Below are 14,285 nucleotides of genomic sequence, written 5' to 3' on the forward strand. Positions count from 1 at the left end.
TCGGTGCGAACGGATACCCACAGCTAACGTCCGACCTGGGGATCTAGATAAGCCCGAGCCCCTGGACGGCGTCCCGCTCCTCCGCGAGCTCGGCGACCGAGGCGTCGATCTTCGAGCGGGAGAAGTCGTCGATCTCCAGACCCTGGATGATCTCCCACCGCCCTCCGGCGCAGCGCACCGGGAACGAGGAGATCAGGCCCTCCGGCACCCCGTAGGAGCCGTCGGACACCACGGCCATCGAGGTCCAGTCGGTGCCGTTCACCCAGTCGTAGACGTGGTCGATCGCGGCGTTCGCGGCTGACGCGGCCGACGACGCGCCGCGCGCCTCGATGATCGCGGCACCGCGCTTGGCGACGGTCGGGATGAACGTGTTCTTCAGCCACTCGTCATCGTTCACGGCGGCGGCCGCGGTCCGGCCGTTCACCTCCGCGTGGAACAGGTCGGGGTACTGCGTCGCGGAGTGGTTGCCCCAGATCGTCATCTTCGAGATGTCGCCGACCGCGACACCGAGCTTCCCGGCGAGCTGCGACAGCGCGCGGTTGTGGTCGAGACGGGTCATCGCGGTGAAGCGGTCGGCCGGCACGTCGGGCGCGTGCGCCTTCGCGATGAGCGCGTTCGTGTTGGCCGGGTTGCCGACCACGAGGACGCGGACGTCGTCGGCGGCGCCGGCGTTGATCGCCTCACCCTGCGGCTTGAAGATGCCGCCGTTGGCCTCGAGCAGGTCACCGCGCTCCATGCCCTTGGTCCGCGGCCGGGCGCCGACCAGCAGCGCGACGTTCACGCCGTCGAACGCGTGCTTCGGGTCGTCGGTGATGTCGATGCCGGCGAGCAGGGGGAAGGCGCAGTCGTCGAGCTCCATGGCGGTGCCCTCGGCGGCCTTGAGCGCCGGCGGGATCTCCAGCAGCGACAGCCGCACGGGCGTGTCCGGCCCGAGAAGCTGGCCGGAGGCGATGCGGAACAGCAGTGCGTACCCGATCTGGCCGGCGGCACCGGTGACGGTGACCTTGACGGCAGCCTTGCTTGCCACGGGGAAGATCCTCCCGACGAAATGACGAAATCCGGTGGTGGGAGGCTAGCAACCGGGTGCCCGCGCACCACCGCTGGGAGCGCACCGTCACATGTGACGCCGGACCGGTCAGTGGTCCAGCGAGAAGCCCTCGATCGTCAGGGCGACCGCGAGCACGCAGACGCCGAGTCCCGCATAGGTCAGCACGTCGACGCCGCGGCCGCGGATGGCGATCAGACCGGCCTGGTCGTCCCGCAGCAGCGCGCGCATGGCCGCCGCCATGATCAGCGCGGCACCGATCAGCACCGTGCCCTGCCGCCAGTGGTAGAGCAGGATCCGCACCAACCCGAGCGCTACAACCGCCAGCACCATGCCGAACGGCAGGTGGGTCAGGACCGGGTGGCGGCGGCGCTGGGGTGTGGTCACTTCGACAGGCTCCGTTCAGTGCCGATGCTCACTTCGACAAGCTCCGTTCGGTGCCGATGCTCACTTCGACAAGCTCCGTTCGGCGGCCAGGACCGTGTTCGTCAGCAGCATCGCGATCGTCATCGGTCCCACGCCGCCCGGCATCGGCGCGAGGTAGCCGGCCTTCTCGCGGACGGCCGGGTGCACGTCGCCGACGAGGCCCTGGTCGGTGCGGGTGATGCCGACGTCGAGAACCGCGGCGCCGGGCTTGATCATGTCGGCGGTGATCAGCGCGGGGTTGCCGGCCGCCGCGACGACGATGTCGGCCCGGCGGGTCTCGGCGGCCAGGTCCTTCGTGCCGGTGTGGCACAAGGTCACCGTCGCGTTCTCGCTGCGGCGCGTCAGCAGCAGGCCGAGCGGGCGGCCGACGGTCACGCCACGGCCGACGACCGTGACGTTCGCGCCGGCGATCGGCACGTCGTAGCGCTTGAGCAACTCGATGATGCCGACCGGCGTGCACGGCAGCGGACCGGTCTCGCCGAGCACGAGCTTGCCGAGGTTCATCGGATGCAGGCCGTCGGAGTCCTTGGCCGGGTCGACCCGCTCGAGCGCGGCGCCCGAGTCGAGCTGCCCGGGCAGCGGCAGCTGGATCAGGTAACCCGTACACGCGGGGTCGGCGTTGAGCTCGTCGATGACCTCGTGCAGCCGGGCCTGCGTGATGTCCGCGGGCAGGTCGCGGCGGATCGAGGTGATGCCGACCTTGGCGCAGGCGTTGTGCTTGCCGCGCACGTAGGAGTGCGAGCCCGGGTCGTCGCCGACGAGGATCGTGCCGAGCCCGGGGACGACGCCCTTGCGCGCGAGCGCGGCGACCCGCTCGCGGAGGTCGTCGAAGATGGCGTCGCGAGTCGCCTTGCCGTCCAGGATCGTTGCGGTCACGCCCTGCATCCTCTCACCGCCGTATCGCCGCGACGCCGACCGCCACCATCGTGATGGCCGTGCCGATCACGCTCGCCGCGGTGAGCCCGCCCCCGGTGGGCACGACGATGTCGAGCAGCACGGCGCCGGTGAGCTGGCCCGCGACCGAGGCGAGCCCGAGCAGGAGCACGCCGGTGAACCGGACGGCCGCGACCGCGGTCAGGATCGCGATCATGCCGAGCGGGCCGCCGACGTAGTACCAGAACTCGCCGGGCGGCGCCCCGGGCAGTCCGCGCACGAGCGCGTCGACCAGCGCGGCGATGATCAGCGCCGCGGTGCCGACGGAGAAGTTGACCAGCGTGGGCACGACGATGTGGTCGGACTCGACCCGCACCAGCCCGTTGACCGCCGCCTGCCACGCCAGCCCCAGCCCGGCGATCGCGGGCAGCAGCGCCCACCACAGGCCGCCCGCCTCGATCGCGGCATGGTCGGACACCGCGATCACCACGGCCACCACCGCTAGCGCCGCGCCGGCCGCACGCGGCAGCGTCACCGGCTGCGGGTCGGCGGGCCCGAGCCCGGCCCGGTCGACCGCGAGGCTCGCCACGACCTGCCCGGCCACCACGGCGATCGTGAACACGGCGACCCCCAGCGTGGCGACCGTGATCCCCTGCGCGGTCACGAACAAGGCCCCGCACGCGCCGCCCAGGCACTGCCAGGGGCGCAGCCGGCCGCCGCGTACGCTGTTGCGGAGCCGGACCAGTCCGGCGCGAGCCGAGGGAGTCGCAGCCACGGACACGGCAAGCAGGACGGTGCCGATGCCGAAGGAGATGAGTGCGGCGAAGACGCCGTCGTGCATGACGTGCCCCAGCTGACCGTTGATACGGCCCTGAACGGCGAGCGCCACCCCGCCGACCGCGGCGACGGCGGCGCCTGCCACCCGTACGCGTGCGGGCGGATGGTGCGGTGAGGAGATCACGTGTGCACATCCTCACCTACGGCCTTGCGGCGAGGGTCACCGGCCAGGTAGAGAGCTTGCTGAGCCGCAGTCCGATGGACAAGGGAAGATGTGAGCGTGGCACAACCGACCCAGCTAACCCCGACCGAGCAGGATGCCCTGGTCAAGCAGATCGGGCTGGCGATGCTGCGGGTCGCGCCCGACGACTGGGAGCAGCTGACCGTCGACTACCGCGCGGTGGGCCGCTACTCCGAGTCGACGGGCAAGGTGGTCTACACCGACGGGGGGACCGAGCCGTGGACGATGCCGCCGGACCTGGCGGGGTTGTTCGCACGGCTACGTGGGGGCATGTACCGCGAGGGGCGCGGGACGTGGTTCAACGCGAGGTACCGGCTCGACCACCCGTCGTCGTACAACCTCGAGTACGACCGCGAGGAGCCGAAGTGGGACCTGCCGCCGCCGCCGCAGGCCTACCCCGACGACATGCGGATGTTCCCCCGCACGGATGACAACGTGCCGGCGTGGTTGCGCCGCAGGCTGGCCTCGGCGCCGCCCGCCCCGGGTGGCCCGCCGCCGCCGCGCTTCCGCGTGGCCCGGATCTTCGACGGCCCGAACCAGGCGGTGAACCGCCCGCCGGTCGCGCCGGACGAGGTGCGGGACGTGCTCGACTACCTCGACGCCGCGCCGCTGGCCGGACCCGCGCGCGGCTACGACATCGATCGCATGGGGCCGGACGGGCGGCAGTCGGTGCCGGTCGCGTTCCACACGGACGGCACCTGGATCTGGCCGGCCGCGGTCAACTACTACCTGCGTGAGCACAACATTCCGCCGGAGCCGGACCTCGTCAAGCACATCGCGCGGCAGCACTTCGAGGTCCCGCTGATCGACGACTCGGTCCGGTCGGCCGCCGCCGCGTTCCTCGGTTCCGGTGGGCCGCCGCGGCCGCCGGGCCCTCCGCCCGGACCGCCACCTGGTCCGCCCGGTCCGGCGGGTCCGCCTGGTCCGCCGCCTGGACCGCCCGGTGCGCCGCCGACGCGGGCGATGGCACCGCCCCCGCCACCGCCCCCGGGCCCGCCCCCGCCACCGGTCACGAAGGTCGTGCCAGCGCCGAAGCCGATCGTCCCGCCGCCGGATCCCAGTGGTTCGGCCCCGCCGGCCGCATTGCCGTCGCAGGGTCCGCCGGCGCAGACGATCGACGCGCTGCGCGCGCGGCTGTCGGACCTCGGCGTGCCGGACACGGCGTTCCGGATCGGCCCGCCGGGCGGGCGCGCGTGGACGATGGAGCAGACCGACGAGGGCTGGCGGGTCGGCTGGTACGACCGCGCGTTCGTGGCGCCGGCGATGTTCGAGGACGTCGCCGACGCGTCGGCGTTCTTGCTGGGCAAGCTGATGATGGACGCGGACCGCGGGCACGCGCCGGGCCCGGTGCACGTGGTGCCGGCGTCGTACGGCATGTCCGGCTCCGAGGGGTCCGGCAAGGACGCGGCACTGAGCTCCGACGAACCGGTGAGCCCGAGCCAGGAGCTCGAGGCTCCGCCGCCGGCAGCGGCCGCGGTCACGCCACCGCCTCCGCAGGCCGTCGACTACGGCCCGCCCGACGGCTACGGCCCGGGCGGCTTCGGCGCGGCACCGGACGCGGGCATGCCCGACGGCGGCTTCGGCCCGGGTGCGCCGGGCACCTTCGGTCCGGCACCTGACGGCGGCGTGCCCGAGGCCGGTTTCGGTCCGGGCGCACCCGGCGGCTTCGGCCCCGCAGGCGGTTACCCGGAGCCCGCGGCCCCGGACTACGGACCGCCGGATGCCGGACCGGACTCCGGTCGGCACAGCCGCCACGGCGTCCCCGACACGGACGGCCGGCCCGACAACGGCCGCTCGTCCTACGGCCAGCCGGAGGGCGCATACGGTGCCGCGGGCGGTCCCGACGGGTTCCGCCCGCCGGACGGCGGCTACCACGAGCCCGACGACCTGCCCCGCCGCGGCGGGGGCCAGCCGGACGGCTACCGCCCACCCGATGGTGGCTACCACGAGCCCGACGATCTACCTCGCCGCGGCGCCGGCCAGCCGGTTCCGGGCGGCGGGTTCGGCCGGCCGGACGATCGAGTCGGCGCGGCCCGCGCGGGGTTCGAACCGGACGGCCCGTTCGGCAGGCAGCCGGACCCGCGTGGCTCGGAGCTGGAGCGGACCGAGTTCGCCCGGCCGGACGCGCTGCTGGCCGACTCCCCGCCCTCGGGTTTCGAGCGTCCCGACGTGTCCGGGCCACCGTCGCCGCAGTCGGGCTTCGACCGTCCGGACATGCCGGCCTCGCCTCGCGCGGGTTTCGAGCGTCCCGACCTGTCCGGGCCACCGTCGCCACAGTCCGGTTTCGACCGACCGGAGTTCTCGCGGTCCGGTGCCGGTGGTCCCGAACCGGGGCGGCCGGACTCACCGGGGCCGGGCGCGCGCGCTGGTGATCAGACGATGGTCGCCCGGCCGGCGCCGGCCGGGTCGGCAGCCGCGCCGGTGTCCGGCGACTGGCCGATCAGCCCGCTGCCCGGCGAGCCGCCGCTGACGTTGTTCCGCGGCAAGCGGCTCGTGGAGCTGGAACCGGGCATGGAGATCGACCGGTTCGGCGAGGACGACGGCAACCTCGTGTACGCACAGGGCACGCCGTTCCGGGAGCGGTCGCTGGTGCCGGAGTGGGTGGAGCGGCCGTACCACGTGTACCAGGTCCGGCAGCCGGTGCAGGTGCTGACCGGCGCGGCGATCCCGTGGTTCGACCAGCCCGGCGGCGGGACGGCGTACCTGCTGCCCGACGCGATCGGCGAGCTGGTCGCGATGGGCCGGCTCGTGGAGGTCAACGGCAGGGAGCGGCCGCCGAGCTAGCTCGAGGTGTCGACGCGCAGCCCGTGAGCGGCGGCGAACGCGACGGCGGTATCCAGGTCGACGAGGGCGCCGCCGAGCTTGGCGTGTGTCAGACCGGTGGCGTCGAGCTGTGCTTCGCGGAGGTCGGCGCCGTCGAACTTCGCCTCCAGCAGGCGGGCGCCGGTGAGGTCCGCGCCGCGCAGGTCGGTGTTGCGTAGGTCGGCGCCCATGAGGTTGGCCTCGCGGAAGCGAAGGCCGGCGAGGTTGGTCGTGCGCAATGCGGCCTCGGAGAGGCTCGCGAGCGTGAGGTCGCAGTCGGTGATCTTCCACGGCCGGAACCGGCATTCGACGAAGGTCGAGCCGAGCAGGCTGCAGCCGGTGAACTCGCTCTCGGTCAGCGTGGTGCGCTTGAAGGTGCAGGAGCGGAAGGCGCTGGAGCGGTGCCGCGACTCGCCGAGATCGGTGCGGGTGAAGTCGCAGTTGTCGAAGGTGCAGCCCTTGGTGATGAGGCCGCGCAGGTCGGCTTCGGCGAAGGTGCAGTCCTCGAACGCGCGGCCGGTCCACTCCTGCCCGGTGAGGACGGCGTCCGCATAGTTCTCGTCCCGTTCGGTCATGGGGGCACTCTATGGAACGACCACGACAGGCCGGCGCGCGTCGTTGACGAGCGAGCGCGTCACGCCGCCCCCGCGCCCGACGACGATGCAGTCGGCCCGCCGGTCCTCGGCCACGGCCTCCAGTCCGTGGGCCGGATCTCCGCGGTAGTGGACGAGCTCCCACTGCACGCCGGACTGATCGAGATAGGCGGACGCGGCCTGGTGCAGCTCCGCGACGTACTCGCTGGCCGCCTCGGCCGCGGTGGCCATGCCGAGGGGCGACCAGTAGGCGGGCCCGGCAAGCGCCTCGACGTAGACGAGGACGAGCAACGCCCGCTCGCGGCGGGCGAGCCCACTGGCCCAGGCGGCGGCGTGCAGCGCCCGATCGCCCCCGTCAACCCCGACCACGATCACGGCAAGCCCGTCCTTGCCGATCTCGAAATCGCCCCGTCGCGACACGCTTGGATCTTAGATCCGTTGCTCTGCAAGGACATAGGGCCCATCGGGTGCTCACCAACGCGCTCTTTGTTACGCGCCGCGTTCACCCGGCTGTCTCTTGCTCTCGACTGCCCGCATGCGTCGGCCGGCGGATTGTGCCTTGCTCAGCTCTCGTGTGGAGTGATCCGCTGAGAGCGTCGCTGCGGTGCGGATCCCCAACACCGCTGGACCTCGTGCCCGCCCACCCCACAGCTGTCCGGACATCGCACTGGCGCATCTGGCCTCGCGTTGGCAAAGCCCCACCACTCCCGGGGGCCACCCACGTTCCAGTCTACCGGCGGTGGGTGTGAGGAGGCGGGATCGCTGTCGCCTGTGGACAACTGCGGCGTGCGAATGGAAGATCCGACCGACTTGCCTGCTGCACAACGGTTTTCGAGGCATTCCTGGCGATGGATCCCCCGATTGCCAAGCCTAGTAGGCAGGGCCGACGGTTCGAGCGCGTCGACGGCTGGTGTGTGGACAACTCGTGTCGGGCCGCGGGTCAAGGGGGCCGGGTTCACGAATCGCCGGAGCTGCGCGTCTGCTGCCCGCGGCTCAGCGTCTACTTTCGATTCGTGAGGTCACGCATCAGCCCACCCCCGGTGCGGTGCGGTGCGGTGCGGGTTGCGGGCGGGACTGCGGGTTAGCGGAAGTCCCTTGACTTGGCGGGGATGCTCAGGTCCAAGGGCTCCAGGTGGTCGGCCAGGATGCTTGTTACGCCTTCTGCACTCTCGACCATGCCGCGGACCAGCAGGGCCGACGAGTTCCTCGCGATGCGGCGGTAGCGGGTCCACAGGCCTGGCGAGCAGACGACGTTGATCATGCCCGTCTCGTCCTCCAGGTTGAGGAACGTCACGCCGCCCGAGGTGGCGGGGCGTTGGCGGTGGGTTACCGCGCCGCCGATGAAGACGCGGGTGGCGTTGTCCTTTTCGGACACCGTCTTGATCGGGCGTGCGCCTACCTCGTTCAGGTGGGCTCTCAGGAACTCCGTCGGGAACGTGTCCGGGGACAGGCCAGTCGCCCAGACGTCGGCCACCGTCAGTTCCAGCGGGGTCATGCCGGGCAGCGACGGCGCGGTCGCGCCCACCGCGGTGCCCGGCAGCCGGTCGGGTCGTTCGCCGGCCACCGCGCCTGCTGCCCACAGGGCTTCGCGGCGTGCCAGGTCGAAGCAGTCGAACGCGCCCGCCGTGGAGAGGGCCTCGATCTGCGCCCTCGTCAGCTGCACCCGACGCGCGAGATCGGTCATGTCCGCGTACGGGCCGTTGTCCTCGCGCTCGGTGACGATCTTGCCGGCCAGCTCGTCGCCGATCGTGCGCACGGTGCCCAGGCCCGTGCGCACCGCCGGTCCCGCGCTGTCGTGTTCGTCGCGAGGATCGCGTGGGCGTAGCGCGAAGCCCGATGGTTCGAGCGTCGCGTACGAGAGGCTGGCGTTGATGTCCGGCCCGCGGACGGTGACCAGGTGCCGTCGGGCGTCGGCCACCAGCGACTGCGGCGAGTAGAAGCCCATCGGCTGCGCGCGCAGGAGCGCGGCGCAGAACGCGGCCGGGTAGTACAGCTTGAACCACGCGCTCGCGAACACCAGGTACGCGAAGCTCAGCGCGTGACTTTCCGGGAAGCCGAAGTTGGCGAACGCGAGCAGCTTCTCGTAGATCCGCCCGGCCAGGTCGGCGTCGATCCCGTGCTTCGCCGCTCCGGCGTAGAAGCGCTCGCGTAACCGCTCCATCCGCCGCGTCGACCGCTTGGCGCCCATCGCGCGGCGAAGCTCGTCGGCTTCGGCAGGCGTGAAGTCGGCGATGTCCACGGCCATCTGCATCAGCTGTTCCTGGAACAGCGGCACGCCCTTGGTCTTGTGCAGGGCCTTCTTCAGCAGCGGATGGTCGTAGGTGACTTCTTCCTGTCCGTTGGCACGGCGGATGTACGGGTGGACCGAGCCGCCCTGGATCGGGCCTGGGCGGATCAGCGCGACCTCGACCACCAGGTCGTAGAACTCCTTTGGCTTCAACCGGGGCAGCGTGGCCATCTGCGCGCGGCTCTCGACCTGGAACACGCCGACCGAGTCAGCGCGCGTCAGCATCTCGTAGACGTGCTCGTCGTCGAGGTCGAGCCTGTCGATGTTCACCGTCGTGCCGTGGTGCTCCTCGACCATCTCCACCATGTACCGCAACGCGGAGAGCATGCCCAGGCCGAGCAGGTCGAACTTGACCAGACCGGCGGCCGCGCAGTCGTCCTTGTCCCACTGCACGACCGTGCGTTTGTCCATCCGCGCACGTTCGACCGGGCACACCTCGCTGACCGGCCGGTCGCAGATCACCATGCCGCCGGAGTGGATGCCCAGGTGCCGCGGGAAGTGCTCCAGCTGTCCGGCGAGCTCGAGCACGGCCGCCGGCACGTCGTGGTGGTTGTCCGCCACAGTGGACTCGAGTGGCCCCCAGCGGTCGATCTGCTTGCTCCACGCGTCCTGCTGCCCGGGCGAGTAGCCGAGGGCCTTGGCCATGTCACGCACCGCGGACTTCGCGCGGTAGGAGATGACGTTGGCGACCTGGGCGGCGTGCCGGCGGTCGTAGCGCTCGTAGACGTACTGGATTGCCTCCTCGCGGCGGTCGGACTCGATGTCGAGGTCGATGTCCGGCGGGCCGTCGCGGGCCGGGGCGAGGAACCGTTCGAACAGCAGGTTCCATTTCACGGCGTCGACCTTGGTGATGCCGAGCGCGTAGCAGACGGCGGAGTTGGCCGCCGATCCCCTGCCCTGGCAGTAGATCCCGTTGCGTCGGCAGAAGTCGACGATGTCGGACACGATCAGGAAGTAGCCGGGGAAGCCCAGCTCCTCGATGACACGCAGCTCGTGCTCTATTTGTGCGTAGGCCTTCGGGTTGGCCCCGGGAGTGCCGTACTGCCGCAGCGCGCCGGCGTAGGTCTTCTCGCGCAGGTAGCTGTCCTCGGTGTGGCCGCCGACCTCGAACGGTGGGAGCTCGGGCGCCACCAGCTTGAGGTCGAAGGACAGTTCGACGCCGAGAAGCGCGGCGCGTTGCACGGCGCCCGGATACCGCGCGAACCGCCGGCTCATCTCCGCGCCCGAGCGCAGGTAGGCCGTCGGCGCGGGCGGCAGCCAGCCGTCGAGCTCGTCGAGCGAGCGGCGGGCGCGCACCGCGGCCATGGCGGCGGCGAGGTCGCCGCGGTTCGGGTGCGCGTAGTGCACGGCATTGGTGGCGACGACCGGCAGGTGCAGGTCCATGGCCATCTTTGCGAGCAGGTCGTTGTGCATGGTGTCGAGCGGCATGCCGTGGTCGATGAGCTCTAAGTACACCCGGTCCTTGCCGAACCGGTCGACGAGACGGGTGAGCTCGGCGAACGCGGCGGCCGGGCCGTCGCGCAGCAACGCCGCGCGCACGGCACCCTTGCGGCAGCCGGTCAGCACGACGCACTCACTCGCGGTCTCGGCGACGACCTCGTCGTAGTCGTAGACCGGCTGTCCCTTCTCGCTGTCGTCGGCGAGCTGGGCCGTGGTGATCGTGCGGCAGAGCTGCCGGTACCCGGCGGGACCGGTGGCGAGGAGGAGCAAGTGCTCGCCCTCCGGGTCGGCGACGCCGTTCTGCGGTTCGTGCAGGCCGAGGCTGAGCTCGGCACCGAACACCGTGCGGACGCCGAGTTCCTTCGCGGCCTCGGCGAAACGGACGACGCCGTACATGCCGTCGTGGTCGGTGATCGCGATCGCGTCCAGCCCGAGGAGTGCGGCCGCCTCGATGAGCTCCTCGGGGTGGCTGGCGCCGTCGAGAAAGCTGAAGTTCGAGTGGCAATGCAACTCGGCGTAGGGCGTTCGGGTCTCGGCACCGGCGAGGTCGGTGGGGCCGGGTGGGCCGAGGCCGGCTGGCGCGGTGTAGCGCTCCCGGTGTCTGGACCAGGCGGGGCTGTCGCCGCCGTCGCCGCGGATCCCGGCCTTCTTCTCGGGTGGCCGGCCGGAGAGGATGCGTTCTACTTCGGACCAGCTGACCGGTGGGTTGTTCCAGCCCATCAGCGACATCTCGCTCGCGACGTGGCAGCACTCGGGCGGGCGGTTGTGGTGACTGGTGGGCTGGTTGGGCAAGGACCGGTTGCGACGGAGCCGCCGCCGCGGGAGCCGGCGCTCGTGGCAAAACCGTTCGCGACGGGATGACTGGCGGCGATGGTGCCATCGGTTGGTATGGCGGCGAAGCTGACACGGCCGGGCGTGGCGGCGCACGCCGGATCGGGTGACTGCTCCGGAGAGGCGAGATCGACCTCGTTGCGGATCGTCGACGAGGCAGCCGGATTGGCAGCGGCGAAACCGCCCCGGGCCGGGCTGTCCAGCGCCTCGATTCGCAGCAGATCGGCGACGTTGTCGGCTACCTCGGCCCGGGGCGGCGAGTGTGGGGCTGAGAAGGTCGGCTTGGTTGGGGCGTGGTGGGGCGGCCCGGCGGGCGGGTGTGTCGATGGTGGTTGGGCTTCGTGGTTCATCAGCGGGCTCGGATGTTCTCCGGGGAGTGGCGGGGGGCGGGGACGAGCAGATCCAAGCCCAGTAAGTCCTCGTCCGGGTCGGGGACGGCTCGGCTCAGGTACGGGTAGCCCGCTACGCACACCGGGTTCGGGTGGCCGATGACGAACTGGCGGCAGCTGCCGTCCAGGGTGCGGCACTCCGGGCAGGCTCGGGGGTCTCGCGGCATCAGTCGTACATTCCTTCCACTGTCCACTTCTCGCCGGCCAGGACGAGCAGCAGGGCCGTCTGTGTGTCCTCTTCGGACTGGTCGGGGTCTTCGCGCTCCTCGAGCAGGACCTGGAGGCGGGTACGCCGGTGCGACTCGGCCCACCAGCGCTCGTCGGTCGGCCAGGGACCGGCCCAGGCGACGATGCGGCGCGGTGCTGCGCCCTCGATCGCCACCTGGGCCGGCGAGCCGGTCAGCTCGTCGCGGACGTTGATGTCCACCGGCCGGCCGAATGTGTCGGTCACCTTGGCGCGCAACGGTTTCATCGGCACGGTCGCCGGCGACGGGGCGGGCAGCACTCCCGGCCATGGCGCGGCGGGATCGGCGGCTGGACTGCGCTCGTCGCCCCACGGGACCAGGCGCACGCGCTCGGCCGGATCGCGTCCGCCACCCAGCACGGGGACGACCACCGCCTCGGGACCGCCGAGCAGACCCTGGACGTGGATCATGGCCCGGCCGGCGCGCTCGTCGGCCTCCGCACGACCCTCGCCGCGCCACAGGTCCAGCTGCAGCGCCGTGCCCTCGATGACCTCGACGGGCTCCAGGCGCAGCACCGTGACGCCGGCCGACAGGGTGGTGCCGCGCAGCCAGCCGTCCAGCTGCCAGCGCACCCGGTCGGCGATGCCGGACGGCGTGAGCGGCTCGGCGGCCCGCCAGACGCGCTCGCGCTCCTCACCGTGCGCGGTGGCCGCGTGGATGCCCAGGCGCGTGCAGGCCAGGCCGTGCACGGCAAGGCCGGCGTGCAGCCGTTCGGCCAGGATCTTGGCCACGAACGCCGCCGCGTCGACGCGCTCCACCGGAGGGTCGAGCACCTTGTCCACGGCGAGCTCGGGGGGCGGTCGGCGGCGGTCCGGCGGGCGTTCCTGGCCGCCGCGAGCCAGGCGGTGCGCGACGACGGCGTCGCCGCCGAACCGCGCGGAGACGTCGCGCTCGGGCACCGCCGCGAACGCGCCCAGCGTGCGCAAACCCAGGCGGCGCAACAGGTCCACCAGGTCGGCGCGATCCATCCCCTCGGACGGCCGGTGCAGCTCGCGCACGCTCAGCGGCGCGAGGAACTCCCGGCTCGCGCCCGGCTCGACGATGAGCCCGCGCCGCGCGGCGAGGATGGCGGCGAACAACCCGTCGGCGATGCCGACCTGGCACTCCGCGCCCGTGCGCAGCGCGACCTGGTCGATCAGCCGTTCGGCCGCTCCCTCCTCCCCGCCGAAGTAGCCGGCCGGGCCACGGGCGGGCACCGCGACGATGCCCGGCCGAACTATCTCGACGCCGACCGCGAGCTCCTCGACCGCGGCGGCCACCGGTTCGAACAACCGCGCGTCCCGGTCGGGATCGTCGGCGAACACAACCAGCTCGGGGCAGCGCCCCTGGGCCTCGCGACGCCGCATGCCGCGCCGCACGCCCTCCGCCCGGGCAAGTGCGCTCGCGGCGACGACGAGATTGCCGGTGACCACCGCGATCGGCCGCCCGGGGAGGAGGGCAGCCGCCGCACCCGCGGCGGTCACCGGCCAGTCCGGGCACCACACGACGAGCATCCGGTGTGGTGCCCCGACGTTGTTCATGTTTCGAACGTACGAGCGATACGCGGCGCTGTCAAGCGGACTCTCAGCCAACTGCCAGGCAGGGCGAAACCCTTTGCTGCCAACAAGTTGACCGCCCGGCCCGGCACTCCTCGAACGCTCACGCGACACCCACCGGATCGGTCGCCGGCCGGGGTCGCAGAGCCGGCAACGCCGGGGCGATGCCGCCGCCGGGAGCGGGGAGCCGCAGGGTCGTCCGGACCGGCCGGGCGGCGGCGCCACGGCCCCGGGCCGTGACGGTGACTTCGCGGCCGGCGAGGTAGCCGGCGCCCTGCTCGATGCCGTCCCAGCGATAGCTCGCGCAGCGCAGCTCGAGGTCGGCGCCCGGCCAGGAGCCGACCGTCAGCAGGACCGCGCCGCGATGGCGGGCACGCGCGGACAGGCGCCTGGCCTGCGCGTCGCCGAGCCGCGCGCGCGGGGTGACGACGAGGTCCATCCCGTCGAGCAGGGCGGCGACCACCGCGGGCAGGTCCGCGCCGGGATGCCGGACCAGCGCGAGCCGGTCGACCGCGACACCCAGCTCGGCGGCGGCGAGCACGCCGAGGTCGGGCATGCCGACGACGGCCGCCCACGAGTCACCTGCCGTGGCTTCCGCGAGCAGGGCGAGCAGCAGCGACGTCGAGCCGTGCACGGACACCGTGCTGCCGCGCCGGAGCCCGCCCCACGGAAACAGCCCGGCAAGGTCGGTGTGCACGGGTAGCATCCGCACGCGGCCGGACGGCGCCTTGGCGAGGTCGCTGGCCACTCCCACCGCACCGGAAGTGGCCAGCGATGCACCCAACGCCGGCATTCGCGCAC

11 protein-coding genes are annotated in these 14,285 nt (G+C 72.3%); 1 reads left to right on the plus strand and 10 read right to left on the minus strand.

Going from position 1 to position 14,285, the window contains the following annotated elements; translation table 11 throughout:
- Nucleotides 1–43 precede the first annotated feature (43 nt).
- The 4 genes from VH969_RS32260 to VH969_RS32275 form a co-directional block, all read right to left on the minus strand.
- A complete protein-coding gene (locus tag VH969_RS32260) occupies nucleotides 44–1,027 on the minus strand; it encodes a malate dehydrogenase (protein ID WP_331981303.1) in 984 nt (327 codons plus the stop codon).
- 108 nt (nucleotides 1,028–1,135) lie between these two features.
- Complete coding sequence (locus tag VH969_RS32265; protein WP_414638646.1) at nucleotides 1,136–1,432, minus strand: DUF3017 domain-containing protein; 297 nt, start codon at nucleotides 1,430–1,432, stop codon at nucleotides 1,136–1,138.
- A gap of 60 nt (nucleotides 1,433–1,492) precedes the next feature.
- On the minus strand, nucleotides 1,493–2,347 hold the full coding sequence (locus tag VH969_RS32270) for a bifunctional methylenetetrahydrofolate dehydrogenase/methenyltetrahydrofolate cyclohydrolase (protein ID WP_331981306.1): 855 nt from the start codon (nucleotides 2,345–2,347) through the stop codon (nucleotides 1,493–1,495).
- Nucleotides 2,348–2,360: 13 nt separating this feature from the next.
- Nucleotides 2,361–3,305 carry a DMT family transporter gene (locus VH969_RS32275; RefSeq protein ID WP_331981309.1) on the minus strand — a complete coding sequence of 315 codons (945 nt, stop codon included), beginning with the start codon at nucleotides 3,303–3,305 and terminating at the stop codon, nucleotides 2,361–2,363.
- A 96-nt stretch (nucleotides 3,306–3,401) separates the two neighbouring features.
- On the opposite strand from VH969_RS32275, the gene VH969_RS32280 reads away from it, so the two are divergent.
- The gene (locus tag VH969_RS32280) at nucleotides 3,402–6,146 is read left to right on the plus strand and encodes a TNT domain-containing protein (RefSeq protein WP_331981312.1); all 2,745 of its coding nucleotides are present in this window, start codon (nucleotides 3,402–3,404) and stop codon (nucleotides 6,144–6,146) included.
- Here VH969_RS32280 and VH969_RS32285 read toward each other — a convergent pair.
- The 6 genes from VH969_RS32285 to imuA' all read right to left on the minus strand — a co-directional run bounded on the left by VH969_RS32285 (nucleotide 6,143) and on the right by imuA' (nucleotide 14,277).
- Entirely contained in the window at nucleotides 6,143–6,739 is a 597-nt protein-coding gene (locus VH969_RS32285; RefSeq protein ID WP_331981315.1) for a pentapeptide repeat-containing protein, read from the minus strand. The genes VH969_RS32280 and VH969_RS32285 overlap by 4 nt on opposite strands.
- A gap of 9 nt (nucleotides 6,740–6,748) precedes the next feature.
- Nucleotides 6,749–7,177 (minus strand): universal stress protein, encoded by a 429-nt coding sequence (locus VH969_RS32290; RefSeq protein WP_331981318.1) that lies wholly within the window; start codon nucleotides 7,175–7,177, stop codon nucleotides 6,749–6,751.
- Nucleotides 7,178–7,838: 661 nt separating this feature from the next.
- Entirely contained in the window at nucleotides 7,839–11,204 is a 3,366-nt protein-coding gene (locus VH969_RS32295; protein WP_331981401.1) for an error-prone DNA polymerase, read from the minus strand.
- Between the two features lie 460 nt (nucleotides 11,205–11,664).
- The gene (locus tag VH969_RS32300; RefSeq protein WP_331981321.1) at nucleotides 11,665–11,871 is read right to left on the minus strand and encodes a hypothetical protein; all 207 of its coding nucleotides are present in this window, start codon (nucleotides 11,869–11,871) and stop codon (nucleotides 11,665–11,667) included.
- Nucleotides 11,871–13,469 carry a DNA polymerase Y family protein gene (locus VH969_RS32305; RefSeq protein ID WP_331981324.1) on the minus strand — a complete coding sequence of 533 codons (1,599 nt, stop codon included), beginning with the start codon at nucleotides 13,467–13,469 and terminating at the stop codon, nucleotides 11,871–11,873. The genes VH969_RS32300 and VH969_RS32305 overlap by 1 nt, the downstream gene beginning before the upstream one ends.
- A gap of 118 nt (nucleotides 13,470–13,587) precedes the next feature.
- The gene (imuA', locus tag VH969_RS32310; RefSeq protein ID WP_331981327.1) at nucleotides 13,588–14,277 is read right to left on the minus strand and encodes a DnaE2-dependent mutagenesis accessory factor ImuA'; all 690 of its coding nucleotides are present in this window, start codon (nucleotides 14,275–14,277) and stop codon (nucleotides 13,588–13,590) included.
- Nucleotides 14,278–14,285 lie beyond the last annotated feature (8 nt).

It is taken from the genome of Actinophytocola sp. (assembly GCF_036555685.1).
In the GTDB taxonomy this organism is placed as follows: domain Bacteria; phylum Actinomycetota; class Actinomycetes; order Mycobacteriales; family Pseudonocardiaceae; genus Actinophytocola.

Bases quoted from the DNA above. Each gene is read 5' to 3' on its own strand.
- VH969_RS32305 (WP_331981324.1), bottom strand. From the start codon at position 13,469: ATGAACAACGTCGGGGCACCACACCGGATGCTCGTCGTGTGGTGCCCG.
- VH969_RS32285 (WP_331981315.1), bottom strand. From the start codon at position 6,739: ATGACCGAACGGGACGAGAACTATGCGGACGCCGTCCTCACCGGGCAG.
- imuA' (WP_331981327.1), bottom strand. From the start codon at position 14,277: ATGCCGGCGTTGGGTGCATCGCTGGCCACTTCCGGTGCGGTGGGAGTG.
- VH969_RS32300 (WP_331981321.1), bottom strand. From the start codon at position 11,871: ATGCCGCGAGACCCCCGAGCCTGCCCGGAGTGCCGCACCCTGGACGGC.
- VH969_RS32295 (WP_331981401.1), bottom strand. From the start codon at position 11,204: ATGGGCTGGAACAACCCACCGGTCAGCTGGTCCGAAGTAGAACGCATC.